The sequence below is a fragment of the Pandoraea commovens genome (genome assembly GCF_024704525.1).
GTDB lineage: Bacteria > Pseudomonadota > Gammaproteobacteria > Burkholderiales > Burkholderiaceae > Pandoraea > Pandoraea commovens.
Map to the genome: position 1 here is coordinate 4,827,028 of NZ_CP102780.1, position 26,760 is coordinate 4,853,787.

Genomic DNA, 26,760 nt, shown 5'->3' on the forward strand with positions numbered 1-26,760 from the left:
GCTCGCGCGCAGCGTAACGCGCGCTCGGGTCGCCGCGCGGCCTTATTTCCGTCAGTGCGAGTGGCCGTGATCCTCATGGGAGGACTTGGCAGGCGATGACGCCGACGAGGCTGAAGCACCGTCGCAATCCGCACCGCCGTGGCCATCCGCACATTCCGCGTCTTCGATCTGAATCGTGGCGTGTTCGACGTTGAAGCGTGTGGCGAGCCGCTGCTGCACGGCAGTCATGGCGTCGCGCGCACTCACTCCAGATGCTGGCACGGCGTGTAGCGTGATCATGTGGCGCTCGCCGGTAATCGACCACGCGTGAATGTGATGCACGCCCTGCACTTCCACCACGGTTGTCTCCAGATCGGCTTTGATCTCCGTCGGATTGAGCGAATCGGGGGTGCCTTCGAGCAGGATATGCGCGGAGGACTTCACGATGCCCCACGCACTTTTCAGAATGATCACGGCGACAACGATCGACAGCAGCGGATCGATGGGTGTCCAGCCCGTGAGGAGAATCACGCCAGCCGCGACGATGGCCGCCGCCGACCCGAGCATATCGCCCATTACGTGCAACCACGCGCCGCGCATATTGAGGTTTTCTCGATTGCCCCCGTGCAAGACCATGAAGGCGGCAATATTGGCGAGCAGCCCGGCGACCGCGACGATGAGCATCGTCATGCCGACGACCGGCACCGGTGCGAAAAACCGTCTTATCGCTTCGATCACGATCCATCCGGCGATGACGAAAAGCGCGCAGCCGTTCACGAACGCGGCGAGGACTTCGAGACGTTTGTATCCGTAGGTCAGTTGCAACGTCGCGGGGCGTTTTCCGTAGTGAATCGCGATCCAGCTGAAGGCAAGCGCGGCGGCGTCGCTGACCATGTGTCCCGCGTCGGCCAGCAGCGCAAGCGAGCCGGACAACAACCCGCCGACCACCTCGACAACCATGAAGATCGCAATGATGACGAACGCGATCCCAAGCCGCTTCTGATCTGTGACGCCACTGGTATGGCTATGACCGGCATGACTGTGCCCGGCGTGGCTGTGTGAATGAGCGTGCCCGTGGTGATGCCCATGATCATGAGCGTCGTTCGGTGAGTGCGACATGGCAAACCTCGCGTCGAGATGAGAGGATTTTAATCCTGCGGCGAAGACTTCGTCGTCAACGACCTTTCAAGATCACGCCTGTCATGTATTGATGCAGATCGCGAAAATCCCGAACGCGCCTGCCGGAATGAAATCATTCATGTGGCCAGCGCCACGTCGGTTCACTCAGATGCTCGGCAAAGTAGTCCGACAATGCGCTGACCTTCGCTGGCCTTGCGCGTGCCGACGGCGTAACGAAGTACAGCCCCCCCTTCGTCAACGACCAGCCGGTGAGAATCGCTTCGAGCCGCCCATCGCTCAGATATTCGGCTGCGATGAATTCCGGCAACTCGGAGATGGCGAGTCCCTCGAGCAGCATCGGCAGTAGCGCATCGGAATTGGTCACGCGAAGCGGCCCGACTGGCGCCACAAGTTCTTCATCTCCCGCATCGTTGGTGAAGCGCCAGACGTCGCTGCGCGCACGATAGGCGTACGACATGCAAGGCCGGTCCACCAACTCGCGCGGATGCGCCGGTCGACCTTCGCGCTTCAGATACGTCGGCGATGCGACGACCAATTGCGTCACCGCGCACAAGCGCCGGGCGACGAGCGACGAATCCGGCAGCGCGGCAATACGCAGCGCTGCATCGAATCCATCCGCCACCAGATCGACGGTCGAATCGGCCAGATGCAGGTCGACCTGGACGTCCGGATAGCGCCGGAAGAACTCTGGCAATAACGGCGCGACCCAACGCAGCCCGAACGACATCGGCACAGCCAGTCGCACCAGCCCGCGAGGCTGTACCGACATCTCACGGGCAGCGCCCTCGGCCGCCTCAGCCTGCCGGTAGATCTCGCCAGCTTTCTCGCACAACGTCCGACCGAACTCGGTCAGCGCAAGTTGACGCGACGTGCGATTGAGCAGCCGCGCGCCCAAGCGGTCCTCCAGACGCGCAACGCCGCGCGACACGGTGGCGACCGACACCCCCATCTCGCGCGCCGCAGCCGCGAAAGACCCCTCCTCGGCGACTTTGGCAAACATCGCGAGTCCTTCGAAATCAGGCAGTTTCGACACGATCACCCATCATTTCAAATTTGCAACGTTGATTTGCAATTGATTCTATTTCGAAAACAACGGCGCGTCGATATTCTCATCACATCGCAACCAACAACGCGCTGCGAACGCCGGACACCGGCCCGACCAACACACTGAATCGAACGAAGGAGCAATACCATGGCACGCAAACTCGACAACAAGATCGCACTCGTTACCGGCGCAACCAGCGGCATCGGCCTGGCTACGGCACAACGCTTTGCCGCCGAAGGCGCGCACGTCTATCTGACGGGGCGCCGTCAGGCCGAACTCGACGCGGCCGTCGCGTCGATCCGTGAAGTTGGCGGCAAGGCCACCGGTCTTCGCGTCGACTCGACGAAACTGGAAGAACTCGATTCGCTGTACAAGCAAATCGGCGAAGCCCACGGCCGTCTCGACGTGTTGTTTGCCAACGCTGGCGGCGGCTCGATGCTCGCACTCGGCGACATCACCGAGGCGCACTTCGATGAGACGTTCGACCGTAATGTAAAGGCCGTGCTGTTCACTGTTCAGAAGGCGCTGCCGTTGCTGGCGGACGGTGCATCGGTGATCCTGACGGGTTCGACGGCCGGTAGCTCGGGTACCGCAGCGTTCAGCGTGTACTCGGCCTCGAAGGCGGCGGTGCGCGCGTTTGCCCGCAGTTGGATTCTTGACCTGAAGTCACGCCGCATCCGTGTGAACACGATCAGCCCGGGCGCAACGCGCACCCCCGGCCTGCTTGATCTCGCAGGCGACGACGCCGCGCAACGTCAGGGATTGGCGGACTACCTTGCTGCGCAGATCCCGCTGGCGCGTCTCGGCGAAGCGACGGAAATCGCCAGCGCCGCCCTGTTCCTTGCGTCGGACGATGCCAGCTTCGTGAATGGTGCGGAGTTGTTCGTTGATGGTGGTCAGCAGCAGATCTGACAAAAGAGTGCTTACGTTGCACTCCGAATTATCCGCAGTATTCGGCATTGGCGTGACTAGAACCAGGGGCCGACACGAATTCCGGATTACTGCGGCCGATTCTGCACTTGAAGGGTCGTTAACCGGTTGACAATGCAGTCCACCGCCTGACGTACGGAAACGCGGGCGGTGTCGATAACAAGGTGCTCGACGTCCCACGGATCGTACTGGCGTTCAATGACGCGCATCCACGTGGGCAACTTGTGGCCGGGAATGTCGGCTTGTCGTGCCTCCACTCGCTGACAGTGCACTGACTCGTCGGAACAAATCAGTTCGATTTCCAGAATGCCTACCCCCATTTCCGTCGCCACTGATCGCCATGCCTCCCGAGTCAATTGCAGTGCATTGACGGAATCGGCAATCACGGTCAGGCCGGAACTAAGGTTGTCTTTGGCCACCGCGTATCCGGCCATGTAGCCAGCGGGGCCGATATCCACGCCGCTATCGACCGAGCCGATAAACGCCTGCTCAAGCGTATCGATACGGATGTAAGCCGCAGCAAGCGCACGCGCGAGTTCCTTGGCAACAGTCGTTTTTCCAGTACCGGGGAGTCCGGCAAAGACAATCAACATTTCAGGCTCAATGTCTGGCAATGACGCTTGATTATCACGGATTCAAGCTGACCTCGCGAATATCCTTAGGCGGCAGCAGGCTGGCGTTGCAAGGCTCAAGATTTCATATCCCGTGCCGATATAGCGTCAGTTAAACCATTATTTCGAGGGATTTATGCTGCGCTTTGCATTTGCACTGCTGTTCGCCGGCCTGCTTTCAGGTTGCAACTCGACGCTACATGTCGAAAAGCCGGATCCGAAAACCGGCCTTTATGCAACAAATAATGTATTGAAGTCTGATGACGTTCGCGTAGCAGAGAAGTTTGATCCGGCATACGCCCAGATGGTCTATCTGAAAATCAACGCAGAAACGCCGAACCCGCGCTTTGTAGATTTCTTTGTTTCGGCTCTCCGAGAAACGAACACTTTCAAGAAGGTCGTGACAAAGGATGACTTGCAAGCCATTGTTATTGAACGCAACCTCGGCAGTAAGGTTCCGAGTGTGTCGGATCTCGTCGGACTCAATAACCTGAGTAAAGAGATCGGCCCTTTCCTGATCGTTGAGCCCAATGTGCTCTTCAAGGGGGGCTACAACTTCCAGGGAACGCTGAAGGCGATTGACGCCAGCACCGGAAAAACCGTTCTGCTGATAGACCGAACCGCCTTCAACATGGCTGGACTTGATGATCCGCTGTTGCACCCGATGCTCAATGGATTCGTCAATTGGACACGCAATCAGCCGCTCGCGCCGGAAACGCCAACGACCGCGCAACAGTCCAGCCCTGCAAAGCTTTAACGGTTTCGACACACGCCTAGTGTTGGCTGACGAGGTGACGTTCAACTGTCAGCGTTAGTCCCCGGCCAGCGTCGCCTCCTGGCCGGGAAGGGGCATAGCCGTCGTGGATGACCGATTCTAACCCTAAGCGGACGTTGCCGATTTCGCAAAGCTCTCGCTCAACTACGGTGTACTGGGGAGCGCACTTAGACCTTCGCCTGATTACCGGTTAAGTTGCAAGCTGTATGACGGCCGATCCGAATCCTCCCTTGGGATCAAAACCAGCCCAGACCGCCCCCCAGGAATATGTGCCAACAAATAGGCTTTTGCTGGCAAGCCACGCGCTGATGCTCTGTGCTCGGAGGCGCTCTTGATGCTCAGAGAATGTGGACCAGCTATCACCAAACTTGGGGTTCGCGTCTGATAGTGAAAGTTGCCCAAGCTTCCCTGCACGGAATCCCAAGGCAATGGCAACAAGAATTTCACCATCTTGAAACGTTGGAAGCTGATACCAAACCCACGTCGTACCCATATCTCTACGCGAGCAACTGATGTCCGCAACTCCCGCTTCTGTGAGCGAAGGCGAGATGGTGACGCCAACTGGGTGGTGGAGACTAAATGCCCGGCTATCCATCTGCTCATCCTGACAACATGGCTTGAGAGGCTTCGATTGTCGACGATCTGAGTGGCCATGTCGAACGGCCGGTTGTGGCCGGTGATCTGCGTCTTCTTTCGACCCGAGGGGGACCTTCAGATTTGCCGAAAGCTGCCATTCACATTGCTTATAGGCCGCTCCGGCGTATGAGATCGGTCGAGGCGATCATTCAACACTCTAATTCGCTGGAGCGAGTCAGAGTAATCTTGCAGTGGGAATCCTCTTGAAAACAATCGCAAAGCGCTTCCTATTAGCGTTGATCGCCCTGATGGCTTGCGTTCGCTGTGGAGTTGCGTTGGCAGAAACCCCGTCCGGCCAGACCTTTTCCCCTGATGCAAAAATCCAGAAAATCGCGGAAGCGTACTCGCTAGACGCCGTTGACTTCTCCGCGAAACAGTTTGGAATAAAACTCGACTGGTCGGACGCGAGTATTGCAAGTGTCGAAAAGGTCTTGGCGCAAATGAGTTCATCCTACGTCAGCACTAGTCCCAAGCCAACGGACGCGCAAGTCATGTCATTTGCGAAAGCCTATGGAAGTTACGTCGGAGAAGTGTATCGCCGCAATCATGGTGGCGAATGGGGTATGGTCACCCTCGGCGAAAGCCGATTCCCGGGTTTTCGAACTACCACAAGTTCCAGTTTCTGGCCATGGAGACGGGTGTTCAATCGGATCACCAAGGGGACGGAGGACAATATCACCGACTACTACGCGGCCCTGTTGAAGAAAAGGTAGCTGACGGCGCATCCAGTCAACTTGGCCGTGAAGGTGTCAATGAATCAAGGCACGAAATTGACCGTCCGTTCCTATCCGTCACGAGCGTTCAGTGACCAGCAACTCACCATCGAACCAGACATCCTCATAGTCGGGCGCAAGCAATACACGCCATCCCGGCGGCAGTGCCAAGTAAGGGACAATGTTCGGACAACGCTCGATCAAGTGGGCGACATGGAGCGGCTGATAGAAGTCCGCGTCCGATGAGTAGTCACCGCCGTAAATATACCAACCGCACGTACCGTTTTCCGGGGTTAGCCGAACCGCGTGAAGCGGCACACCCTCAAGAGATCCAAGCGCGATCCCTACCTTCTGGCTCGCCTCTGGCGGCATGTATTCTGCACCGAATCGGTGGCAAACGGTTCGTTGATCGTTGGACATGGTTGCGCAATATATTTAGCTCGTCCCGATTGTCGCCAATTCTGCGGGATTTGTTGGATGTCCCTAATTGGCCGAGATCTGCCTGACGCGGTTAGTCGAAATGAATTCAATGGTTAGGTGCGCTGGACTTCGTGGTTGCGCTTTATGTCTGTTGCAATCTCCCACGCCTTAGTTCTTAAAGCATCTATCTCATCGTTCAGTTCAACGTACCCGGGTTTCCCGGTGGGATGCCCCTCTATAGCGCTCTGTGGCGCAACAAAGTCATTGAACGAGCCCATACCTCCGTACGCTTGAAGCAAATATTCAATACCGGAGTAATCCGCATTTTCTAAACGAGCTTTGGCACGAAGCAACCAAGCGCGCCAGTGCCGTCCGCCGTTGATTTCAAGTAGATCGGCGAGTTTGGCCAACACCTCAATAAGCTCTTGCCCGTTGGGTCCCATATTTGCCTCCATCCGTTCAACGCCGCTCTTGATAATGTCGAATTGTCGACGATCTGGTCGGGTCACGTCGACTGACCGAAATTGGCCGACTTCAGCCAGTCGCGCATCCTGGAGGCACACACTTGGACTAAGTCCCGCGATCCCGCAAGGCATGCCGGATAGCCGTCGAGATCACTAGAACATCTTTGCGTGCCGGTGCGCCATTCCATACCACGAGCCAACCCACTAGACACACGCCTGCCCCCCATACCAGCAGGAATCCGGTGACTGTCAGCGCATTGAGCAGACTGGATGCTTGTGTAAAAGCTTGATAGAGGCCACCGAACAGCCCACCGAAGAGCATAACGCCCACCAATACCAAGATCACTGCGGTAATGAAGCGGCTATAACCTGAAGACATAAACGATCCAACGAGTAACGACCCCTCGCCGCTTGTCAGTAAGCGCCCTCGGAACCGCGTGCCATTTCCTCGTATGAAGACATGCGAGATGCGCAACTCGATAGTGTCGGTACTCACAGTGCCCATCAAGGAATTTTTGTCAGGACGCCATTCGGTGAGCATTTGCAACTGAGCGAGCGCCTGCGCACAAGGCAAAGGACTTTGAACGTCGAACGGCTCGCCATCGAATACCTTCGAAAGGAGCCTTGCTGCCCCTCCTTGCTGCCCCTTTCGGGACGAGGAGCGCCAGGACTTCCATCTGGCTTCAAACAGTTGAGAGTTCGCAAACCTTTTGGTGCAAATTTGGGTGCAAATCTGGTGCACTGACAAGCGAAAATAGCTTTCTTGGGCTACCTTTTACTACGCTATTGCACAGCTCGTGAAACGGAACATCCAACACAAACCCCTGAAACAATAGGGATTACTGTGTTTGGCTTGATGTGGCTCGAAGCCTTAGTGGTACCGGGGACCGGACTTGAACCGGCAAGCCCGAAGGCGGCGGATTTTAAGCCAGAGCATGGCATCCGCACCGGGCTAACGCTGGACTTGGATGTGGCTTGCTGTAGCAGGTTTTCCGCCAGACCAATGCCTTCGATCATATCCCGGTGCGCGATGCAAACCGCCCCGGTTCTCCTCCGCCTGGCTCCTAGCCGGCCCCTGGAATCGGGGCCTTTCAGGAGCACCTCATGGCAAAGATCAAACTCACCAAGTCCGTCGTTGACACGGCGCAGGCGCAGACCTGCGACGTGGAACTCCGGGATACGCTCGTTCCGGGCTTCTTGTGCAAGGTTACACCAACCGGCCGCAAGGTATTCATGGTTCAGTACCGCACGAACTCCGGCGTGCGGCGCAAGCCGGCAATCGGCCAGTTCGGCGAGCTGACGGTCGAACAGGCCCGATCGCTGGCACAAGACTGGCTGGCCGAAGTCCGGCGCGGAGGCGATCCCGGACTCGACAAGGCCGAAGCCCGCAAGGCGCCGACGGTCAAGGAGCTGTGCGGCCGGTTCATGGACGACCACTCCAAGCCGCACAACAAGCCCAGCACGCAGGCCGGCTACCAGTACCAGATTGACAGCTTCGTCATCCCGGCCTTCGGCAGCAAGAAGGTTCATGAGGTCACGCGCAACGACATCACCGCGCTGATGAAGCGCATGGAGAAGTCGCCCACCCAGGCCAACCGCGTGCTGTCGCTCGTCCGCAAGATGTTCAACCTGGCCGAGCTGTGGGGCTACCGGCCCGATGGCTCCAATCCCTGCCGCCACGTTCCCAAGTACCCGGAGAAGGGTTCGACCCGGCTCATTACCGACGACCAGATGACCAAGCTGTTCGCCTATCTGGAGAAGGCCGAGGCCGAGGGCTTGGAACATCCCATCCACCTGCTGGCCGTCCGGCTGCAATTCGAGTTCGCGGCGCGCATGTCGGAAATCCTGCTGTTGCAATGGGATTGGCTCGACCTGCCCAACGGCCGGGTGGTCTGGCCGGACAGCAAGACCGGCGATATGTCCAAGCCCCTAAGCGCCGAGGCTCGCCGCCTGTTGGAGAGTGCCCCCCACTATGGCGATTCGCCCTACGTTTGCCCCGCGATCCTCGATCACAAGAAGCCGCTAAGCCCCCACTCCTACTATCAGGCGTGGCGGCGCATCCTTGACCGTGCCGGTGTGCCGAAGGTCGGCACCCACGGCATCCGCCACCGCTCGGCGACGGACATTGCCAATTCGGGCGTACCGCTCAAGGTCGGCATGGCGCTGACAGCGCACAAGACCGTGGCGATGTTCATGCGCTATGTCCACACCGAGGACGATCCTGTGCGCCAGGCGGCCGAGCTGGTGGCGACCCGGCGCCAGACCATCACGAAGGCGCGGCAACGCCAGCCCCAGGAGGCCACGGCATGAGCGCCCGGACGCCCAAAGCAGTAAAAGGCGCTGCCGTGCCTGCCGGCTACGCCGGCATCCACGGCGGCATCGTGGAACTGCTCGATGCCGCCCGCCAAGCGGCGGCGCGCAGCGTCAATGCGCTGATGACGGCCAGCTATTGGGAGATTGGCCGCCGCATCGTGGAGGCCGAGCAACAGGGCAAGCGGCGCGCAGGGTACGGCGAACAGTTGATTGCCCGGCTGTCCGCCGACCTGACTGCGCGCTTCGGGCGCGGGTTCAGCCCGGACAACCTGGAGAACATGCGGCGGTTCTTCGCCGCCTATCCCCGGCCGGTGATTTCCGAGGCACTGTCTCGGAAATCGGGGGACGGACTGCCTGCCGAGAAATCCGAGACCGTGTCTCGGAAATTGGCCTTGGGCGAGCTGGCGCAGGTGTTCACGCTGCCGTGGTCGGCCTACGTGCGGCTGCTGTCGGTCAAGGACGAGAACGCCCGCCGGTTCTACGAGGCGGAGGCGCTGCGCGGCGGCTGGAGCGTGCGTCAGCTTGACCGGCAGATCGGCAGCCAGTTCTACGAGCGCACCGCCTTGTCGAAGGACAAGGCGGCGATGCTGGTCAAGGGCGCTGCGCCCAGGCCGGAGGATGCCGTCAGGCCGGACGATGCGATCAAAGACCCGTATGTGCTGGAGTTCCTGAACCTCAAGGATGAGTATTCGGAATCCGACCTCGAAGCGGCCCTGATCCAGCGGCTGGAGGATTTTCTGCTGGAGCTGGGCGAAGGGTTCACCTTCGTCGGGCGGCAGCGGCGCTTGCGCATCGACCAGACGTGGTATCGGGTGGATCTGCTGTTCTTCCACCGGCGGCTGCGCTGCCTGGTCATCATCGACTTGAAGCTGGGTAGCCTGACCCATGCGGACGTGGGCCAGATGCATATGTATTGCAACTATGCCAAGGAGCATTGGGCCTATCCCGATGAAAACCCGCCCGTAGGCTTGATCTTGTGCGCCGACAAGGGCCATGCCCTGGCGCGGTATGCCTTGGAGGGCTTGCCGACGAAGGTGATGGCGGCGAACTACCGCACCGTCCTGCCGGATGCCGAGCTGTTGCAGAAGGAGCTGGAAACCACACGGCGCCTGCTGGAGTCGCGCGCAGCGAAGCAGCCCAGGAAGCTCCCGCAATAGCAGGCGTCCCGGCGTGCCGGCGTCGGGTTCGCGGGCTGCGCCAGCCTGCGCTACAGATAAATCGGCCGCCTAAGCAACGCTGCGCTGGCAGGACACAAGCTCGCAGCCTGCCGCGTCGCCAGGGTAATCCCCCCGCTTTTAGCGGACTCCAAAAGTGGAGCTAAGCGGCGAGTGCCAGTTAACCGGACATTCGCCTGTTGAGCGCCTGCATCGGCGTGATGCCGCCGAGCGCCATGTTGGGGCGCTCGTGGTTGTACGTCCATAGCCAGCGGGTGGCCTTTTCCTGCACCTGCTCGATCGAATCGAACAGGGTTCGGGCGAGCCAGGCGTAACGCACGGTCCGGTTGTAGCGTTCGACGTAGGCGTTCTATTGTGGCTTGCCCGGCTGGATGTGTTCAATGCGGATGTTGTGCTGCTCCGCCCAAGCCAGCAGTGTCCCGCTGATGTATTCGGGTCCGTTATCGCAGCGGATCACGCACGGCTTGCCACGCCATTCGATGATCTGCTCCAGGGAACGGATCACACGGGCCGCGGGCAACGACAGGTCGATCTCGATCCCCAGCCCTTCGCGGTTGAAGTCGTCGATCACATTGAACAGTCGGAAGTTGCGGCCGTCGCTGAGCTGGTCGTGCATGAAGTCCATCGACCACACCTGGTTGATCGTATCCGGAACCGCCAACGGCTCGGGCTTCTCGCGCACCAGGCGCTTCTTCGGCTTGATCCGAAGGTTCAACTCCAGCTCCCGATAGACGCGGTAGACGCGCTTGTGGTTCCAGCCATAGCCTTTGACGTTGCGCAGGTGCAAGAAGCACAGCCCAAAGCCCCAATCCTTGTACGCAGTGGTCAGCCGGACCAACCAGTCGGCGATCCGGGCGTTCTCCTCGCTGGCCCTGGCCTGGTAGCGATAACAGGTCTGGCTGACCTCGAAGGTCTGGCAGGCGTGCCGGATGTTCGTGCGTCCGCCCTCAACTGCGCATCGGGCCATCTCCCGGCGTTGAGATGGCCTCACCATTTTTTTGACATCGCCTCCTTCAGCAGGTCGGCGCTGAGCTGGGCGTCGGCGTACATCTTCTTGAGCCGCCGGTTCTCATCCTCCAGCTCCTTCATGCGGGCCACCATGGACACCTCCATGCCGCCGAACTTGCTGCGCCACTTGTAGAACGTCGCCGAGCTGATGCTGTGCTCGCGGCACAGCTCCGGTACCGGCGTGCCGGCTTCGGCCTGCTTGAGCACGGCGATGATCTGACTGTCGGTGAAGCGGGACTTCTTCATGGAACCTCCTCGGGAAAGCGTACGAGAAAATTCCACTTCTGACGTCAGCTAATCTGCGGGGGGATTACCGGTGGACACCGGCGCGGGCAAGATCACCATCGCCCATGGTCCGGTCGAAGCACTGAAGTGGCCGGCGATGACCATGGCGTTCAAGGCATCGCCGGAACAGCTGGCGTCGGTGAAGGCCGGTCAGCAGGTGGAATTCGAGTTCGAGGCCAAGGGCATGGACAGCACCATCACCCGCATCACCCCAACGAAATAGGTGGCCACCTCAACCCGAAAGGCGGCCTATGGCCGCCTTTCGGTCTTCGTTGATGTGAGCTAGGCGAACAGTTTCTCGATCGGATTCAGGTCGGGCGCCAACCGTGGCAACTACTGTACAAAGACCAACAGAACACCGGTTGGGTCAACGACGTGAAGGACCATTGAGTCATCAACTGGCTCAGGCGGCTTTACTCGCATGCCTGGGTAAGCATTGCTGCTGAGCAGTTCAAGCGAGCGTTGATGCCAAGCGTCAACGTCATCGACGCCAATGACTAGCATGAAGTTGTTTGCCCAATCCTGCACGTAATAATCCTGAAGCCGGAAGGCGTGGCCATTGAGCGCGAAGTCTGCGGTACCGCCCCAGCCATCCGACATGGTGAAGCCTAGAGCGGTGTAGAACCGCTTGGATAACTCGAAGTCTTTGGCAGGAACGTAGGGCTTGAGGCTATTAATGCTCAATGGCATGGATGTCTCCATTAGCTCCTAGGCATGCATGATGCTATTTGTACGTGCTTGGATCAAAATTGCCTCCCGTCGAGGCGCAACACGTTTCTTCGAGCTGATCGTTGCTGGGCGCGACCCCGCGCACTGCCGCAAACGCCTTCAGCGCCCACGTCTCGCCAACGCAGCCGCCCATGGTTGGGGCGATTGCGAGCATCTCGGCCAACTCCTCCCGGGAGGCTCCCAGTTCCACCGCCTTGCGCGCGTAGTGCGCCACGCAAGGCTCGCAGCGCACGCTTACCGACCATAGAAGCGCTGCCAGCACCTTGATGCGTGCGCTCAGCGCGCCATTGGTGTACAGCGCCACTTGGCGCATCTGCTCGACATGCGCCGCCGTGGCATGGAACGGATTCGTGGTGGTGGTGCTCATGGCTGCGTCTTCACGGTCGAGGGATAGCCGGCGTTGCGGGTCGCTTCGGTCAACGCCTGGGCATTGGTCCGGGTGTCATCGAAGGTAACGATCGCCTCCCTGGGCTCCCAAGTGACCTTGGCCTCGATAACGCCCCCCACTTTCTGCAGGGCCTTTCTAACTGTGATTGGACAGGTCGCGCAGGTCATGCTCGGCACGGACAGCGTGACGGTTCGGGTGGCAGCCCAAGCCGGCGCACTCAGCGCCGCGAGCAGTCCGAAAATAGCGACGAACTTCTTCATGGCAGTCTCCTTTCAATAGAACAGTGGCATGACGTAGGGGAATGCGAGCGCCACCAGCATCAAGGCGGCGACGATCCAGAAAAGCATCTTGTAGGTCGTTCGCGCCTGCGGTACAGCACACACCTCATCCGGGCGGCAGGCACGAACTGGTCGGAAGATGCGGCGCCACGCAAAGAACAGCGCGCCCAACCCGACGCCAATGAAGATTGGCCGGTACGGTTCCAGCACGGTCAGGTTGCCGATCCAGGCACCGGAGAACCCGAGCGTGACCAGCACTAGCGGGCCGAAACAACAGGTCGAGGCGAGGACAGCGGCAAGACCGCCCGCCGCCAGGGCACCACGGCCATTTCCGGTTTCAGCCATGCATGTGCTCCTGCCGATTCTCGCTGGATGCGTTAACCTTACTTCCGTACTCAAGTACGGAGTCAAGCACCATGGTGGGCGATCTGCACCCGCTGACGATCGGGGCCTTGGCGCGGGCGGCCGAGGTCAACGTCGAGACCATCCGCTTCTACCAGCGCAAAGGGTTGCTCCCGGAACCGGACCGGCCGGTTGGCGGCATTCGTCGCTACGGCGCTGCGGACGTGGCCCGGGTGAGGTTCATCAAGTCGGCGCAGCGCCTAGGTTTCAGCCTGGACGATGTTGCCCAACTGCTTCGTCTGGAGGACGGCACCCACTGCCAGGAGGCTGCCGAACTCGGGGCAGCGCGCTTGGCCGACGTGCGCGCCCGGCTGATGGATCTTCAGCGCATGGAAGCCGCGCTCTCCCAGCTTGTGGCCGCGTGCCGCACGGGCCGCGGCAAGGTGTCGTGTCCGTTGATCGCGGCGATGCACTGAGTACCGCCACGTGACGACCGTGGACCCTGTTCGGCATCACGTTGCGCAACTCGATCATGCTGCTGTTGCATTTCGGTAAGCGCGATGTCCGTGGGCGTCATCGAGGGCATCCACGGAGCGCTGGCTGGGACGATGCGCCACTACGAACCCGGTGGCAGCGTCTTTGGCGAGCCGGTGGCAATGAACAGCAGCGCGAACCGACTAGCTCTACTTCTTTTCGATCAGACCACGCGAGAGATTGATCGTGTGTGGAATCGGTCCGGGGTCGTGGAACTGCAAGTCCACCTCGTCGATACCGAACCGCTCGCGCAGGACGGTGGCGATCGTGTCGCGGACGTTGGTCTGGTCGACATCGGGGGCCGCCACCGTGAGGGTGGCGGCCAGGCCGATGCCGGTCGCCGACCGATACAGGCGCGGCGAGTCCACCGCCTTCACGCCGGAATGGACGAACATCGCCATGCGCACGGCTTCGATATCGACTTCATGCATCTGCTTTCCCTCGCGGGCTTCAGACCTCCGCCTGCACCGTGCGATCCCGGTGCACCCAGCGATACAGGACCGGCAGCACCAGCAGGGTTAATGCAGTCGAGGACAGGATGCCACCGATGACCACCGTCGCCAGTGGGCGCTGCACTTCCGAACCGGCGCCGACGTTCAAGGCCATCGGCAGGAAACCGAGCGAAGCCACCAGTGCGGTCATAAGCACCGGCCGCAACCGGCCCAGTGCACCGTCGCGAACCGCATTCTCGAGCGGATCGCCTTGCTCGCGCAGGCGACGGATGAAGGCGATCATGACCAGGCCATTGAGCACCGCCACGCCGGACAAGGCGATGAAGCCGACGCCGGCGGAAATCGACAACGGAATCCCGCGCAAGGCCAGTGCGATGACGCCCCCGGTCAGCGCCAGTGGCACACCGCTGAACACGATCGCTGCATCCTTGGCCGAGCCGAAGGCCATGAACAGCAACGCGAAGATGAGGGCCAGCGTGACCGGCACGACCACCGCCAAGCGTTGGCTCGCCGAGATCAACTGCTCGAACGTCCCGCCGTAGTCGATCCAGTAGCCCTCGGGCAGCTTCACATCGCGACCGATGCGCGTGCGCAGGTCCGCGACGAAACCGCCCAGGTCGCGTTCGCGCACGTTGGCGGTGATCACCACGCGGCGCTTGCCGTTCTCGCGGTTGATCTGGTTCGGTCCGCGCTGGATCTGCACCTCGGCCACTTCGCGCAGCGGCACAGTGCGCGGACCGCCGCTGCGCCAGGACGCTTCGCGGCTGGATTCGTCGGACTCCACGCCCTGTGGCAGCGGAATCGGCAAGTCGGCCAGCACAGCCGGATCCTGCCGCAACGCTTCCGGCAGGCGCACCACCAGGTCGAAGCGGCGATCGCCCTCGAACAACTGGCCGGCGGTCTCACCGCCGATCGCGGTGGCGACGGTGTCCTGCACGTCACCGGGGTTGAGCCCGTAGCGTGCCAGCGCGGCGGGATCCGGGGTGACGGTTAGCAACGGCAGGCCGGTCACCTGTTCCGCTTTGACGTCTTCCGCGCCGGGAACACCCCGCATCACGCGTTCCACCCGCGCGGCCAGGCGCGCCAGTTGACCGAGATCATCGCCGTAGACCTTCACCGCCACGTCCGAACGCACGCCGGAGATGAGTTCGTTGGTGCGCATCTGGATCGGCTGGGTGAACTCGTAGTTGCTGCCCGGAATCTCGCGTGCCGCGGTCTCGAGCTCTTCGATGAGCTCCGCCTTGGGCTTGCGCGGATCCGGCCACTGTTCGCGTGGCTTGAGCATCAGGAAGGTGTCGGCCATCGAGGGCGGCATCGGGTCCGTGGCGACTTCAGCCGTGCCGATCTTGGAGAACACGTTGGCGACCTCGGGGAACTGCCGCATGCGCTGTTCCAGCGTCTTCTGCATCGCCACCGACTGCTCCAGGCCGGTGCCGGGGATGCGCAGCGGCTGCAGCGTGATGTCGCCTTCGTCCAGGCTCGGAACGAACTCCGATCCCAGCCGCGTGGCCAGCAGCGCGCAGCCGATCACGAGCAACGCGGTGCCGGCCACGACCGGGGCGCGATGGCGCAGCGCCCAATCCAGCATCGGCGTGTAGCGCTGGCGCGACCAGCGCATCAGACGATTGTCGTGCTCGTCCACGCGGCCACGCAGGAAGGTAGCGATCGCGGCGGGGACGAAGGTCAGAGACAGCAGCATCGCGCCGGTCAGGGCCAGCACCACCGTGATGGCCATGGGGTGGAACATTTTTCCTTCCACGCCCGACAGCGCGAAGATCGGCAGGTACACCGCCGTGATGATGCCCAGGCCGAACAGGCTGGGCCGGATGACCTCGGCGGTCGCGCTCGCCGTCACATCGAAGCGCTCCTCCTGATCGAGCACGCGACCGAGCCGGTGCTGCGTTTCGCCGAAGCGACGCAGGCAGTTCTCGATGATGATGACCGCGCCGTCGACGATTAGGCCGAAGTCGAGCGCGCCCAGACTCATCAGGTTGCCCGACACCCCGCCGCGCACCATGCCGATGATGGTGAACAGCATCGCCAGCGGGATCACCAGCGCGGTGATCAGCGAGGCGCGCACGTTGCCCAACAGCAGGAACAGCACCAGGATCACTAGCAGCGCGCCTTCGATCAGGTTCTTGGCGACCGTGTGAATCGTGCGGTCGACCAGCACGGTGCGGTCGTACACCGGCTTGGCGTGCACGCCCGGCGGCAGGCTGGCGTTGGCCGCTTCCAGCCGGGCGGCCGCGGCACGCGACACCTCGCGGCTGTTGGCGCCGAGCAGCATGAAGGTGGTGCCCACCACTACCTCGTGTCCGTTCTGCGTGGCCGCACCGGTCCTCAGCTCCTTGCCCTCGGCCACGGTCGCCACATCGCGTACGCGGATCGGCACGCCCTCGCGCCGATCCAGCACGATGTTGCCGATGGCATCCAGGTCGGCCAACTGTCCGGGCACGCGCACCAGGAACTGCTGGCCGTTGCGTTCGATGTAGCCGGCGCCGACGTTCCGGTTGTTGCGGGCGATGGCCGCGACGACATCGTGCAGGGTGAAGCCGAGCGCGACCAGTTGCGCGGGATCCGGCGTGATGTGGATCTGCCGCTCGTAGCCGCCGATGCTGTTGACCTCGGTCACACCGGGCGTATTGCGCAGCTGCGGACGGACCACCCAGTCCTGCAAGGTGCGCAGATCGGTGGCCGTATACGGTGTTCCGTCCGATTTGCGGGCGTTCGGCTCGGCTTCCACGGTGTACATGAAGATCTCGCCCAGGCCCGTGGAAATCGGTCCCATCTCGGGGTCGAGGCCCTCGGGCAGTTGCGAAGCGATCTGCTGCAGGCGTTCGGCGACCTGTTGTCGGGCGAAGTACAGGTCCGTGCCGTCCTCGAACACCACCGTGACCTGCGATAGCCCGTAGCGCGACAGCGAGCGCGTGTAATCCAGTTTCGGCAAACCCGCCATTGCCGTTTCGATCGGGAAGGTGACGCGCTGTTCGGCCTCCAGTGGCGAATACCCGGGCGCCTGGGTATTGATCTGGACCTGGACGTTGGTGATGTCGGGCGTGGCGTCGATCGGCAGGCGCTGGTAGCTCCACACGCCCAGTGCGACCAGCGCGGCGGTGAGCACCAGCATCAGCCAGCGGTGGCGGATCGAGAAGCGAATGAGACGTTCGAGCATCGCGGCGGCCTCAGTCGTCGTCTTCGACGGTGGACTTTTCGATGTCCGCCTTGACCAGGAAGCTCTGGGCGACGACCACGCGTTCACCCGTCTTGAGACCTTCGAGCACTTCCACGCGTTCGGCATCGCGCCGGCCGAGTTTCACGGGCCGCGTGCGGTAGGTATCGCCTTGCTGGACGTACACCACGTCGCGCTCGTCGGCGGTCTGCAAGGCGGTGAGCGGCACCACCAGCGTGGCAGGTTGGCGATCGACGGTGATGCGTGCCTTCACCGCCGAACCCGGCCGCCACAGACCATCGGTGTTGGCCACGCTGGCGCGCGCGACGGTGCTCTGGCTCGCGGTCGCCGTGCCCGGCAATACGCGCTCCAGCGTCGTCGTCGCCGATACGCCATCGCTCAGGCGCGTGACCGTCACCGGCACACCGGCGCCGATGTGCTGGGCATCGCGGCCGAAGATGTGCAGGTCCACCCACAGCGTGGACAGATCGGCGATCTCGAACAGCGGCGCGCCCTCGCTGGCCGACATGCCGACGGCGGCGCTACGCGCCATGACCACACCGCCGATGGGCGTGGTGACCGGATACGTGGTCAGACTCAGATTGCTCTCGACCGTGGCCAGCACCTGGCCGGCCTGCACGCGGTCGCCCACCCCGACGCGCACCGCGCGCACCGGCCCCGGGAAGCGGGCCGTGACCTGCGCCACGCGGCCTTCCACAGGCGTCAGCAGGCCTTGCACCTCATGCTCGTCGGCAATGACCCCGGGGCCAATGCTGGCGACACGAATGCCGGCGGCCTGGGCGGTCCTGGCGGCGATCGTGGTCTGCTGCGGCGCAGCCTCCTCGCCGGCCTCGTGGGCTTCGTCCGCATCCGCGTGTTCGGCATTTGGCGTCGAGCCGCTGCAGGCGGTGAGCAGTGCGGTCAGCAAGGCGGCCCAACCGAGGGTTGTGCGATGGGAGCGAATCATGGGGTGGCATCTCCGGACGGAGTGGCTGCTGCCGGCAGGGTCACGAATGCCTGGCCGGTGAGCCGCTGGATTTCGATGAGGGCGCGCTGCGCATCGAGCGCGACGTCGAGTTGCTGCTGGCGAGTGGCCGTCTGCTCCGATTGCAGTTGCGCCCACTCCAGATAGCTGATGGCGCCGGCACGGTAGGCGCGCTCGGCTGCGTGTTCGGCACGAGTGAGTTTGGGCAGCACGTCGCGCTGCAGGCGTTCGACCTCGGCCTGCGCGACGACGTAGCGGCCGTGCGCCTCGACCAGCGTCGAGTACAAGGCCATGCCCTTGGCCTCGCGTTCGATCGACAGCGCTTCCAGCTCCGCGCCTGCGGCGCGGATCTCCGGCTGCGCGCGTGCCCGGGTTCCCAGCGGCAGCGATACGCCGGCGACCAGGGCGGTGTCGCCACTCTCCTGCAGGCGGCGCACACCGACCTGCCACTCCAGATCGGGGGCCGCGGCCGAGCGCGCGAGTTGCAGGCGTGCTTCCCCGATGCGTCGCGCATCGGCGAACTGCACCAGTTCCGGCGTGCGTTCCAATTCGGCGGCCAGGGCTTCGAGCGGCGCGATGGTCGGCAAGGCCAAGGGGTCGCCGGCGGCGTCGAACCTGGGCGCACGTTCATTCCACAACGCGCCCAGATGCTGCCGGGCGGCGCTCAGTTGTTGTGCCGCGCGATCGCGCGCCAGCTCCGCGCGGGCCAGTGCCGCCTGCGCCGTGAGCACCACCGATTCGGGCGAGGCGCCGGCCTGCAGACGCTGTCGCGCCGCGCCGACCGTGCGCTGTCGCTGTTCGACGTCGAGGGCCGCCAGCGCCTGCGTCCGCTGTGCCGCGACCACCGCGAGATAACGGCGGGCCGTTTCGGCCAGCAGATCCAGCCGGCGGGTCTCGCGCTCGACGGCCAACGCATTGATGCGGCTTTGCGCGAGCGCACGCCGCGCGTCGAGCTTGCCGCCGCGCTCCAGCACCGAGGCCAGGCTGAGGGTCAGTTCCGCGCGATCCAGGGCGCGGGTCTCGCCCGTGCCGAGTGCGTTCTCGACCTCGGCCCCTAAGCTCCACGGGGGACGCTGCGCGGCGCGATCGCGTTCTGCGGCCAGGATCGTTGCGCGGGCCTCCACCAGACGCAACTCGGGATGGGACTGGGCGACGCGGGCAAAGGCATCGTCCAAGGTCAGTCTGTCAGCGGCGGTCGCCGGTCCGATCAGGACACAGCCGGCCAACCACGCGGCCACGGCCGCGAGTCTGATGCGCATGGGGATCTCCACCAGGGGTCAGTTCACGCCGCGGATTGACCGTTGTCGCCCCCGGCACGTGCCTTGCGCGCGTCACCCAGGATCTCCACGGCCTCCTTGATCACGTACAGGCCGATCAGCGTGCCGATGACGTAATCCGGATACGGCGAACTCAGCCAGAACACCAGCACGCCGGCGGCGATCACGCCGACATTGGCGACGACATCGGCGCGGGTGAACAGCCACGTAGCGCGCAGGTGCACTTCGCCCGTTTTCAATGGTGCCAACATACGCAGCACGCTGAAGTTGACCGCCAACGAGAGCAAGGCGGTGCCGATCATCCAGCCGCTGAGCGGTTCGGCGCCGTAGGCGATGCGGCGGCCCACTTCCACCAGTACACCAACGCCCAGCAGCAGAAGGATGCTGCCGCTGAGCCAGGCGGCGTTGGCTTTGAAGCGAGCCGTTCGCCCGATCGCGATCAAGCCGATCGTGTAGGCGGTGGCGTCGGAGAGCATGTCCAGCGCATCGGCGAGCAACCCGGTGGACTGCGCGATCCAGCCTGCGATGCCACCGATCACCGCCATCGCGGCATTGAGCGCCAGGGCGATCCGCAGGATTCGCCGCTCCTGGGCATTCTTCGCTTCGTGATGGCAGCCGCAATCGCTCATTGGGGTTCTCCAGGAAACAGGAAGTTGTGTTGGGGACGGCGGATCAATTCATGGCCGCTTGGCAGGTGCCGGTACCGAGCGGGTGTTCACCACGAACCCCACGATCGCCGCAACGGCCACCGCTACTTGCGCCAGCAGCGACTGCCAGGAGGGATAGAGTCCGAGCCACTCGATGCGCGGTGCGTGGACCAACGCCTGCGAGACCCAGCCGGCTTCCTGCAAGGCAGCGACACCTTTGCCGACGAGGATGACCGCCAGTACGGCGATCAGGATCGAACTGATCGAGAAGAACCGGCCGATCGGCAGGCGCTTGCTCACGCGCAACATCCAGTACGCCACCGCGGCCAGGACCACGCTGCCGGCCGCGAGGCCGGCGAGGATCGCGCCGGACGCCTGTTCGCTCCACATCGCGATGTAGAACAGGATCGTCTCGAACACCTCGCGGTAGACCGCGACGAAGGCGAGCACGAACAGGAAGATCGCCGAGCGCCGCGTCAGCGCCGCCGACAGCTTCGCGTGCAGGTACTGCTGCCAGCGGCCGGCCAGGCTCTTCTGGTGCATCCAGATGCCCACGCTGAGCAGCACGGCGGCGGCGAACAACGCCGACACGCCTTCGGTCACTTCGCGGTTGGCGCCGCTGATGTCCACCAGATAGGTCGCCACCGCCCATGTCGCCGCACCGGCCAGCAAGGCGCCGACCCAACCGGCATGCACATAGGGCAGCACCTCACGGCGCTCGGCCTTGCGCAGGAACGCGATCATGCCAATCACGATCAGCAACGCTTCCAGCCCCTCGCGCACCAGGATGGTGAAGCTGCCGAGGAACGCCGTGGTCGTGTCCGTGTGCGAATCCTGCAGCACTGCCTCGGCGCGATCGAACAAGGCGTTGATCTGTGTTGCCTGCGTGGCGATGTCCGCCGGCGCCGTGCGGCGGCCCAGCTGGGTGCGGTAGCGGGCCATGGCGGATTCGATCTCGCGCAGCAGCGCTGCGTTGCGCGTGGCCAGGGTCGGCTCGATTGGCTCCACGCCGTCCAGGTAGGCCGACAACGCCAACGTCGAGGCGTGCGCGGTATCGCCGGCGGCGTAGGCACGCTGGCTGTCGGCCAGGCGCTGCCGCGCCAGCGCCAAGGGACCGGCACCCGCCACCGCGTCGTTGACGGCCTGCGGCCGGGAACGCAGGTAGGCAACGATGGCGTGGGCCTGTTCGGCGGACAGCATCGCCGCGAGATCGGCTTCACGGGTGCGGGTCAGTGCTTCCAGCGTGGGGATGCGGCCATGCGCGTCGGCGTTCTGGCGCCAGAGCGCCTCGCCGTCGGTGCGGGCTTGCGGCGAATACGCCAGGCTTCCCACGTAGAACGCCAGCGCCCAACGGTCGGCTTCGGACAATCCGGCAAAGCTGGCCATTGCGGTGCCCGGTACGCCCTGCGAGATCACCTCGTACAGCGCGAAGGGCGTGCGCTGGGCGGCACGCGCGGCATCGGTGAAGGCGATGGGCGGCGGATCCAACCCTGCGGCCGCCAGACCGTCGCCGTGTCCGCTTGGGCCGTGGCAGGCCGCGCACTGCTGGGCGTAGAGCGCCGCGCCTCGGCTCAGGTCCGGGGGTGAGGCCGGCACCGCCCCGATGGGGTAGCTGGCCAGCAGGTCGTCGGCCAGCCTGCGGGCCAGCGCCGCCACTTCCGTGGGCTCAGCTTTGGCGGCCACCGCCGCCGTCAACCGGTCGGCTTCGCCCAGCAACACCGGCTGCTCCGGGGTGACGGGCAGCCTGGCCAGTTGCGCACGGACTGCGCCGGCGAACTCCTGCATCTCGGCGTATTCGCCCGGGGCGACGATGCGGCCGCTCTGGACGGCACCGGCATAGTCCACCGCGATGTAATCGAGCATCTGCCAGGTCTGGCGCGGGTTGGCCGAGGGCGATTCGGCGCGGACCGGCAGCAGCGCAGCCCAACCGATCAGAAGGGCGAACAGGCTGGACCGGATCAGGGCAATCGGCGGGAACATGGGGCGGCTGGTCGACGGGGGTGGCAGCGGAGGCAAGACCAGCATAAAGTCCGTAGCTGCTACGGAGTCAAGCCCAATGCGAATGAAAATCAGTGAAGCCGCGGCCGCCAGCGGCTGCCATCTGGAAACCATCCGCTACTACGAGCGTGTCGGGCTTATGCCACGGCCGACGCGGACCGGGAGCGGCTACCGCGCCTACGCGCCGCACGATGTCGAGCGGCTGCGATTCATCAGCCGCGGGCGCGAGCTGGGTTTCAGCCTGGAGGAGATCCGCAGCCTGCTGCGCCTGAACGACGATCCGAAGCTGTCGTGCGGCGATGTCGATGTGCTAGCCCGTGCGCACCTGGCCGACATCCATCAGCGGATCGAGGAACTGCAACGCATGGCTGCGGAACTGGAGCGGGTGATTGTCCAGTGCGCCGGCGGCGAGCGCGGAACGTGCACCATCCTGGGGGAACTGCGGCACACGGACAACGCGCCGACTTCGTGTACGGATCCGGAGTGCCGCCGATGACGCTGGAACGGTACCTGGAGGCCGCCGAACGCGAAAACACGCAGCGCAGCTACGCCTCGGCGCTGCGCCACTTCGAGGTCGAATGGGGCGGCCACCTGCCGGCGACGCCGGACAGCGTGGCCCGCTATCTGGCCGATCATGCAGGTCAACTCTCCACCAACACACTGCGGCACCGGCTCGCCGCACTGGCGGGCTGGCACCGCGAGCACGGTTTCGTCGATCCGACTCGGGCACCGCTGGTGCGCAAGGTGCTCAAGGGCATCCAGACGTTGCATCCGTCGGTAGAGAAGCAGGCCGAGCCGTTGCAACTGACCCGATTGGCACAGGTGGACGGTTGGCTTGGCGCCGCGATCACCGCCGCACGCGAGCGCGGCGATCATGCGGACGAATTGCGTCATCGCCGCGATCGCTCGCTGATCCTTCTGGGCTTCTGGCGCGGCTTCCGCGGCGACGAACTGATCCGGGTGCAGGTCGAGCACCTGCGTCTGGTGCCGGGTGAAGGCATGACCTGTTTCCTGCCGCGCAGCAAGGGTGACCGGCAAGCGCAGGGCAACACGTACAAGGTGCCGGCGTTGTCGCGGCTGTGCCCGGTGACGGCCACGTGCGAGTGGATCGACGCCGCCGGACTGACCGAGGGTCCCCTGTTGCGCGGCATCGATCGCTGGGGCCACATCGCGGACGAAGCGCTGCACCCCAACAGCCTGATCCCGCTGCTGCGCCGGTTGCTGACGTGCGCTGGGCTGCCGGACGCCGAGGAGTACAGCAGCCACTCCCTGCGCCGCGGCTTCGCCGGCTGGGCCAATGCGAACGGTTGGGACGTGAAGGCATTGATGGAATACGTCGGCTGGCGCGATGTGCACTCGGCCATGCGCTACCTCGATGGCGGCGATCCGTTCGCCCGCCAGCGGATCGAAGCGAGCTTGCCGGAAACGCCCAGGCTGCCAGGGCCTGCGACCACCTGAGGAAACCGAATGGCGTCGATCGAACGGACCGCATACCCGCAATTCAAGCGCAACCCCGTTGTACGAGAACTGGTTGCGGCCTACACGCCGACCGACCCAGAACTGGCCTTTGTTGCCCAGAACACTCGGCAACCTGCGCACCGCCTGACGCTGGCGATCCTGCTCAAGACGTTCCAGCGGCTGGGGTATTTCCCCGCACTGGATGAGGTGCCACCGGCGGTGGTCCGCCATATCCGCGGCGCGTTGAAGCTAAGAGTGCAAGTCAAGCCGGCGGCCCTCGCCAATGCCTCGCGCTATCGCTACTACCGCCGGATTCGCCAATTTCTGCAGGTCCGTGCCTACAGCGATGGGAGGCTAAAGGTCGCGGCACGAGCGGTATACGAAGCCGCTGCGGTGATGGACAACCCCGCGGATCTGATCAACGTCGCCATCGAACAACTCGTGCGCGATCGCGTCGAGCTGCCGGCGTTCTCCACCCTGGATCGCCTGACCCGACGTATCCGCACACTGGTCAACGGGCGCTATTTCGCCCAGATTGAAGCTCGGCTGACCGTCGACGAAAAGCAGCGCCTTGAAGGCCTCCTGCAAGTTGAAGAGGGGCGCCAGAAGAGCCCGTTGCACGTGATCAAGCGCCTGCCCAAGCGCTCTTCACTGCAGCACTTCCAGGAGTTGATCGACCATATCGCCGAACTGGGCGAGTTGGTCGGCAGCGAGTTGCACCTCGCTGGCGTCCCAGAGATCAAGCGCAAGCACTTCGCCGCCGAGGCGCGGGCGCTGGATGCTTCCGAACTGCGCAAGTTTCGTCCCGCCAAGCGCTACGCAGTGTTGGTGTGCCTGATTCACAGGGCCCGGGTCCAGACTCGCGACGATCTCGCGGAGATGTTCATCAAGCGCATGGGCAACATCCACAACCGAGGTCGTGAGGAACTGGAGCGGTTGCGGGCGCGCTATCGCGAGAAGACCGAGGCGATCGTGGCGACGATGTCGGATGTGGTCCGCGTCCTCGACCATCATCCCAGCGACATCGAGGCGGGACGGGAAATCCGCCGCCTGGTCAACGCCCACGGCGGCGTGCAGACCCTGCAGGCCGACTGCAATGCCATCGCGGCACACAGTGGTGACAACCATTTGCCGCTGCTGTGGCCGTTCTACAAGAGCCACCGCGCCACCATCCTGCGGATGGTACGCATGCTGGACCTGGCCTCGACCACGGAGGACCGCTCACTGATCGACGCGATCGAGCTGATCCTGACGCAGGAGCGCGCCCGCGGCGACTGGTTGGATGAATCGGTCGATCTGGCGTTCACCACCCAGCTCTGGCGCAAGACCATCGTCCATCGCACCGAACAAGGCGAGGAGCGCATCCACCGGCGCCTGTTCGAGGTCTGCGTGTTCTCGTCGCTAGCCAACGAGCTGAAATCGGGCGACGTGGCCGTGCGCGGATCGGAAACCTACGCCGACTACCGCGAACAGTTGCTGCCGTGGGAGCAATGCGAGCCCATGCTGGAGGACTACTGTCGCCAGGTCGGCCTGCCGGCAACGGCCGTGGGCTTCGTCAACGCACTGCAATCGCGTCTGATGCAGGTCGCCGAACTGACCGATCAGGGCTATCTGGAGAACGGCCAAGTCATCATCGGCGAGGACGGCATCCCGGTACTCAAGCGCAGCAAGGCCAAGGAGATGAGCAGTGGGGCACGTGCCCTGGAAACCGCAATCCTCGAACGCCTGCGCGAACGCAGCGTCATCGAGATCCTGTGCGACGTGGCGCATTGGACGCGCTGGACGCGGCATTTCGGGCCGCTGTCCGGTTCGGACGCCAAGATCGAACAGCCAACCGAGCGCTACGTCCTCACCACTTTCACCTATGGCTGCAACCTTGGGCCGGCCCAAGCCGCCCGGCACCTACGCGGCGCTGTTTCGGCGCACATGTTGTCGTTCGTTAACCGCCGGCACGTGGACGCCAACAAGCTGGCGGCGGCTTGCCGCGACATCATCAACAGCTACGCCGGTCTGCAGCTCCCCAAATTCTGGGGCGATGGCAAGAGCGCGGCCGCCGATGGCACCAAATACGACCTCTACGACCAGAACCTGCTCGCCTCGTACCACATCCGCTATGGTGGCTACGGCGGCATCGCCTATCACCACGTCTCCGATACCTACGTCGCGCTGTTCAGCCACTTCATCCCGTGCGGCGTCTGGGAAGCGGTCTACATCATTGACGGCCTGCTGAAGAACACCTCCGACATCCAACCGGACACCGTCCATGCTGACACGCAGGGGCAGTCGCTGCCGGTATTCGGGCTCTCGCACCTGTTGGGCATCCAACTGATGCCGCGCATCCGCAACTGGCGCGAATACAAGTTCTTCCGCCCGGACGAGGGCATCCGCTACGAGCACATCGAGCCGCTGTTCCGCGACACGGTCGACTGGGATCTGATCGAGACCCACTGGAAGGACCTGATGCAGGTCGTGCTCTCGATCAAAACCGGCAAGATCGCGGCCTCGACGCTGCTGCGCAAGCTGGGCAACTACAGCCGCAAGAACCGCCTGTACCAAGCCTTCAAGGCGCTCGGTTCGGCTGTGCGCACCTTGTTCCTGCTGCAGTACATCTCCAACCGCGAACTGCGCGAGCAGATCACGGCCTCGACCAACAAGGTGGAGGCCTACAACGGCTTCGCGAAGTATTTCTTCTTCGGCGGGGAAGGGGTGATTGCCGACAACGACCCCGTCGAGCAGGAGAAGGCCGTCAAATACAACGACCTGGTCTCCAATGCCGTCATCTTCTACAACGTGGTCGAACAGACCCGGATCATGAAGTCCCTGATGCGGCAGGGGTGGAAGATCACCCGGGAGGACGTGGCTTTCCTCAGCCCGTACGTGACCAGCCATGTGAAACGGTTCGGGGACTACCTGATCGACGTGGAGGCGATCCCGGAGCCGTATGAGATTGAACTGGGGTTGGCGGCGTAGTCTTGCCGCCAGAAAATATCCGCTAACTCACTGATTCAT

At 63.2% G+C, this 26,760-nt stretch carries 25 protein-coding genes and 1 pseudogene; 10 read left to right on the forward strand and 16 right to left on the reverse strand.

Going from position 1 to position 26,760, the window contains the following annotated elements:
• Positions 1 to 51: 51 nt before the first annotated feature.
• Both NTU39_RS21665 and NTU39_RS21670 read right to left on the reverse strand, forming a co-directional pair.
• Positions 52 to 1,098 (reverse strand): cation diffusion facilitator family transporter, encoded by a 1,047-nt coding sequence (locus NTU39_RS21665; RefSeq protein WP_257958540.1) that lies wholly within the window; start codon positions 1,096 to 1,098, stop codon positions 52 to 54.
• Between the two features lie 133 nt (positions 1,099 to 1,231).
• Entirely contained in the window at positions 1,232 to 2,152 is a 921-nt protein-coding gene (locus tag NTU39_RS21670) for a LysR family transcriptional regulator (RefSeq protein WP_257958541.1), read from the reverse strand.
• A 159-nt stretch (positions 2,153 to 2,311) separates the two neighbouring features.
• Between NTU39_RS21670 and NTU39_RS21675 the strand changes: the two genes are divergently transcribed.
• Positions 2,312 to 3,076 carry an SDR family NAD(P)-dependent oxidoreductase gene (locus tag NTU39_RS21675; RefSeq protein WP_150664448.1) on the forward strand — a complete coding sequence of 255 codons (765 nt, stop codon included), beginning with the start codon at positions 2,312 to 2,314 and terminating at the stop codon, positions 3,074 to 3,076.
• 86 nt (positions 3,077 to 3,162) lie between these two features.
• Here the strand turns inward: NTU39_RS21675 and NTU39_RS21680 are convergent, their stop codons facing one another.
• The gene (locus NTU39_RS21680) at positions 3,163 to 3,687 is read right to left on the reverse strand and encodes a P-loop nucleotide/nucleoside kinase family protein (protein WP_257958542.1); all 525 of its coding nucleotides are present in this window, start codon (positions 3,685 to 3,687) and stop codon (positions 3,163 to 3,165) included.
• A 154-nt stretch (positions 3,688 to 3,841) separates the two neighbouring features.
• Here NTU39_RS21680 and NTU39_RS21685 point away from each other — a divergent pair, with 154 nt between their 5' ends.
• Together NTU39_RS21685 and NTU39_RS21690 are read left to right on the forward strand one after the other, a co-directional pair.
• Entirely contained in the window at positions 3,842 to 4,462 is a 621-nt protein-coding gene (locus NTU39_RS21685; RefSeq protein ID WP_257958543.1) for an LPS-assembly lipoprotein LptE, read from the forward strand.
• A gap of 857 nt (positions 4,463 to 5,319) precedes the next feature.
• Positions 5,320 to 5,829, forward strand: a complete 510-nt coding sequence (locus tag NTU39_RS21690; RefSeq protein ID WP_150664451.1) for a hypothetical protein — start codon at positions 5,320 to 5,322, stop codon at positions 5,827 to 5,829.
• A gap of 78 nt (positions 5,830 to 5,907) precedes the next feature.
• Here NTU39_RS21690 and NTU39_RS21695 read toward each other — a convergent pair whose 3' ends face one another.
• Positions 5,908 to 6,249, reverse strand: a complete 342-nt coding sequence (locus NTU39_RS21695) for an immunity protein Imm33 domain-containing protein (RefSeq protein WP_150664452.1) — start codon at positions 6,247 to 6,249, stop codon at positions 5,908 to 5,910.
• 113 nt (positions 6,250 to 6,362) lie between these two features.
• Positions 6,363 to 6,758: a helix-hairpin-helix domain-containing protein gene (locus tag NTU39_RS21700; protein ID WP_217426155.1), complete on the reverse strand. Its 396-nt coding sequence runs from the start codon at positions 6,756 to 6,758 to the stop codon at positions 6,363 to 6,365.
• Positions 6,759 to 7,817: 1,059 nt separating this feature from the next.
• On the opposite strand from NTU39_RS21700, the gene NTU39_RS21705 reads away from it, so the two are divergent.
• Both NTU39_RS21705 and NTU39_RS21710 read left to right on the forward strand, forming a co-directional pair.
• Positions 7,818 to 9,023, forward strand: coding sequence for a tyrosine-type recombinase/integrase (locus NTU39_RS21705; protein WP_057380150.1), 1,206 nt, complete (start codon positions 7,818 to 7,820; stop codon positions 9,021 to 9,023).
• A complete protein-coding gene (locus NTU39_RS21710; protein WP_057380149.1) occupies positions 9,020 to 10,183 on the forward strand; it encodes a PDDEXK nuclease domain-containing protein in 1,164 nt (387 codons plus the stop codon). The genes NTU39_RS21705 and NTU39_RS21710 overlap by 4 nt, the downstream gene beginning before the upstream one ends.
• Positions 10,184 to 10,361: 178 nt before the next feature.
• Here the strand turns inward: NTU39_RS21710 and NTU39_RS21715 are convergent.
• Positions 10,362 to 11,455: pseudogene (locus NTU39_RS21715) on the reverse strand (IS3 family transposase).
• Positions 11,456 to 11,525: 70 nt separating this feature from the next.
• Here NTU39_RS21715 and NTU39_RS21720 point away from each other — a divergent pair.
• The gene (locus tag NTU39_RS21720; RefSeq protein WP_057380614.1) at positions 11,526 to 11,717 is read left to right on the forward strand and encodes a copper-binding protein; all 192 of its coding nucleotides are present in this window, start codon (positions 11,526 to 11,528) and stop codon (positions 11,715 to 11,717) included.
• Between the two features lie 110 nt (positions 11,718 to 11,827).
• On the opposite strand, the gene NTU39_RS21725 is transcribed toward NTU39_RS21720, so the two are convergent.
• Genes NTU39_RS21725 through merT form a run of 4 tightly spaced genes read right to left on the reverse strand, consistent with a single transcriptional unit; the run spans position 11,828 to position 13,234 of the window.
• Positions 11,828 to 12,184, reverse strand: a complete 357-nt coding sequence (locus NTU39_RS21725) for a VOC family protein (RefSeq protein ID WP_057380613.1) — start codon at positions 12,182 to 12,184, stop codon at positions 11,828 to 11,830.
• A 34-nt stretch (positions 12,185 to 12,218) separates the two neighbouring features.
• Positions 12,219 to 12,590 (reverse strand): carboxymuconolactone decarboxylase family protein, encoded by a 372-nt coding sequence (locus NTU39_RS21730; protein WP_057380612.1) that lies wholly within the window; start codon positions 12,588 to 12,590, stop codon positions 12,219 to 12,221.
• Positions 12,587 to 12,871: a mercury resistance system periplasmic binding protein MerP gene (gene merP / locus NTU39_RS21735; RefSeq protein ID WP_057380611.1), complete on the reverse strand. Its 285-nt coding sequence runs from the start codon at positions 12,869 to 12,871 to the stop codon at positions 12,587 to 12,589. Before merP ends, NTU39_RS21730 begins: the two co-directional genes overlap by 4 nt.
• A gap of 12 nt (positions 12,872 to 12,883) precedes the next feature.
• Entirely contained in the window at positions 12,884 to 13,234 is a 351-nt protein-coding gene (gene merT / locus NTU39_RS21740) for a mercuric ion transporter MerT (protein ID WP_057380610.1), read from the reverse strand.
• Between the two features lie 71 nt (positions 13,235 to 13,305).
• Between merT and merR the strand changes: the two genes are divergently transcribed.
• Entirely contained in the window at positions 13,306 to 13,707 is a 402-nt protein-coding gene (gene merR, locus NTU39_RS21745; RefSeq protein ID WP_057380609.1) for a mercury resistance transcriptional regulator MerR, read from the forward strand.
• A gap of 207 nt (positions 13,708 to 13,914) precedes the next feature.
• Here merR and NTU39_RS21750 read toward each other — a convergent pair whose 3' ends face one another.
• Genes NTU39_RS21750 through NTU39_RS21775 form a run of 6 tightly spaced genes read right to left on the reverse strand, consistent with a single transcriptional unit; the run spans position 13,915 to position 22,275 of the window.
• Positions 13,915 to 14,196, reverse strand: coding sequence for a hypothetical protein (locus NTU39_RS21750; RefSeq protein ID WP_057380608.1), 282 nt, complete (start codon positions 14,194 to 14,196; stop codon positions 13,915 to 13,917).
• Positions 14,197 to 14,215: 19 nt separating this feature from the next.
• Positions 14,216 to 17,389 carry an efflux RND transporter permease subunit gene (locus NTU39_RS21755; RefSeq protein WP_057380607.1) on the reverse strand — a complete coding sequence of 1,058 codons (3,174 nt, stop codon included), beginning with the start codon at positions 17,387 to 17,389 and terminating at the stop codon, positions 14,216 to 14,218.
• Between the two features lie 10 nt (positions 17,390 to 17,399).
• Entirely contained in the window at positions 17,400 to 18,353 is a 954-nt protein-coding gene (locus tag NTU39_RS21760; protein ID WP_079743958.1) for an efflux RND transporter periplasmic adaptor subunit, read from the reverse strand.
• Positions 18,350 to 19,630, reverse strand: a complete 1,281-nt coding sequence (locus tag NTU39_RS21765; protein WP_057386272.1) for a TolC family protein — start codon at positions 19,628 to 19,630, stop codon at positions 18,350 to 18,352. The genes NTU39_RS21760 and NTU39_RS21765 overlap by 4 nt, the downstream gene beginning before the upstream one ends.
• Before the next feature lie 23 nt (positions 19,631 to 19,653).
• A complete protein-coding gene (locus NTU39_RS21770) occupies positions 19,654 to 20,277 on the reverse strand; it encodes a cation efflux transmembrane domain-containing protein (protein WP_057380605.1) in 624 nt (207 codons plus the stop codon).
• A 48-nt stretch (positions 20,278 to 20,325) separates the two neighbouring features.
• Complete coding sequence (locus NTU39_RS21775) at positions 20,326 to 22,275, reverse strand: FTR1 family protein (RefSeq protein WP_057380604.1); 1,950 nt, start codon at positions 22,273 to 22,275, stop codon at positions 20,326 to 20,328.
• Positions 22,276 to 22,357: 82 nt separating this feature from the next.
• Here NTU39_RS21775 and NTU39_RS21780 point away from each other — a divergent pair, with 82 nt between their 5' ends.
• The 3 genes from NTU39_RS21780 to NTU39_RS21790 are packed head-to-tail and all read left to right on the forward strand — an operon-like array spanning position 22,358 to position 26,721.
• Positions 22,358 to 22,789 carry a MerR family transcriptional regulator gene (locus NTU39_RS21780; RefSeq protein WP_057380603.1) on the forward strand — a complete coding sequence of 144 codons (432 nt, stop codon included), beginning with the start codon at positions 22,358 to 22,360 and terminating at the stop codon, positions 22,787 to 22,789.
• Positions 22,786 to 23,751 carry a site-specific integrase gene (locus NTU39_RS21785; protein ID WP_057380602.1) on the forward strand — a complete coding sequence of 322 codons (966 nt, stop codon included), beginning with the start codon at positions 22,786 to 22,788 and terminating at the stop codon, positions 23,749 to 23,751. The genes NTU39_RS21780 and NTU39_RS21785 overlap by 4 nt, the downstream gene beginning before the upstream one ends.
• A 9-nt stretch (positions 23,752 to 23,760) precedes the next feature.
• The gene (locus NTU39_RS21790) at positions 23,761 to 26,721 is read left to right on the forward strand and encodes a Tn3 family transposase (protein WP_257958545.1); all 2,961 of its coding nucleotides are present in this window, start codon (positions 23,761 to 23,763) and stop codon (positions 26,719 to 26,721) included.
• Positions 26,722 to 26,760 lie beyond the last annotated feature (39 nt).

Bases quoted from the DNA above. Each gene is read 5' to 3' on its own strand.
- NTU39_RS21790 (WP_257958545.1), top strand. From the start codon at position 23,761: ATGGCGTCGATCGAACGGACCGCATACCCGCAATTCAAGCGCAACCCC.
- NTU39_RS21730 (WP_057380612.1), bottom strand. From the start codon at position 12,590: ATGAGCACCACCACCACGAATCCGTTCCATGCCACGGCGGCGCATGTC.
- NTU39_RS21765 (WP_057386272.1), bottom strand. From the start codon at position 19,630: ATGCGCATCAGACTCGCGGCCGTGGCCGCGTGGTTGGCCGGCTGTGTC.
- NTU39_RS21695 (WP_150664452.1), bottom strand. From the start codon at position 6,249: ATGTCCAACGATCAACGAACCGTTTGCCACCGATTCGGTGCAGAATAC.
- NTU39_RS21725 (WP_057380613.1), bottom strand. From the start codon at position 12,184: ATGCCATTGAGCATTAATAGCCTCAAGCCCTACGTTCCTGCCAAAGAC.
- merT (WP_057380610.1), bottom strand. From the start codon at position 13,234: ATGGCTGAAACCGGAAATGGCCGTGGTGCCCTGGCGGCGGGCGGTCTT.
- NTU39_RS21685 (WP_257958543.1), top strand. From the start codon at position 3,842: ATGCTGCGCTTTGCATTTGCACTGCTGTTCGCCGGCCTGCTTTCAGGT.
- NTU39_RS21770 (WP_057380605.1), bottom strand. From the start codon at position 20,277: ATGAGCGATTGCGGCTGCCATCACGAAGCGAAGAATGCCCAGGAGCGG.
- NTU39_RS21775 (WP_057380604.1), bottom strand. From the start codon at position 22,275: ATGTTCCCGCCGATTGCCCTGATCCGGTCCAGCCTGTTCGCCCTTCTG.
- NTU39_RS21680 (WP_257958542.1), bottom strand. From the start codon at position 3,687: ATGTTGATTGTCTTTGCCGGACTCCCCGGTACTGGAAAAACGACTGTT.
- merP (WP_057380611.1), bottom strand. From the start codon at position 12,871: ATGAAGAAGTTCGTCGCTATTTTCGGACTGCTCGCGGCGCTGAGTGCG.
- NTU39_RS21760 (WP_079743958.1), bottom strand. From the start codon at position 18,353: ATGATTCGCTCCCATCGCACAACCCTCGGTTGGGCCGCCTTGCTGACC.
- NTU39_RS21785 (WP_057380602.1), top strand. From the start codon at position 22,786: ATGACGCTGGAACGGTACCTGGAGGCCGCCGAACGCGAAAACACGCAG.
- NTU39_RS21705 (WP_057380150.1), top strand. From the start codon at position 7,818: ATGGCAAAGATCAAACTCACCAAGTCCGTCGTTGACACGGCGCAGGCG.
- NTU39_RS21755 (WP_057380607.1), bottom strand. From the start codon at position 17,389: ATGCTCGAACGTCTCATTCGCTTCTCGATCCGCCACCGCTGGCTGATG.
- merR (WP_057380609.1), top strand. From the start codon at position 13,306: ATGGTGGGCGATCTGCACCCGCTGACGATCGGGGCCTTGGCGCGGGCG.
- NTU39_RS21665 (WP_257958540.1), bottom strand. From the start codon at position 1,098: ATGTCGCACTCACCGAACGACGCTCATGATCATGGGCATCACCACGGG.
- NTU39_RS21710 (WP_057380149.1), top strand. From the start codon at position 9,020: ATGAGCGCCCGGACGCCCAAAGCAGTAAAAGGCGCTGCCGTGCCTGCC.
- NTU39_RS21750 (WP_057380608.1), bottom strand. From the start codon at position 14,196: ATGCATGAAGTCGATATCGAAGCCGTGCGCATGGCGATGTTCGTCCAT.
- NTU39_RS21675 (WP_150664448.1), top strand. From the start codon at position 2,312: ATGGCACGCAAACTCGACAACAAGATCGCACTCGTTACCGGCGCAACC.
- NTU39_RS21780 (WP_057380603.1), top strand. From the start codon at position 22,358: ATGAAAATCAGTGAAGCCGCGGCCGCCAGCGGCTGCCATCTGGAAACC.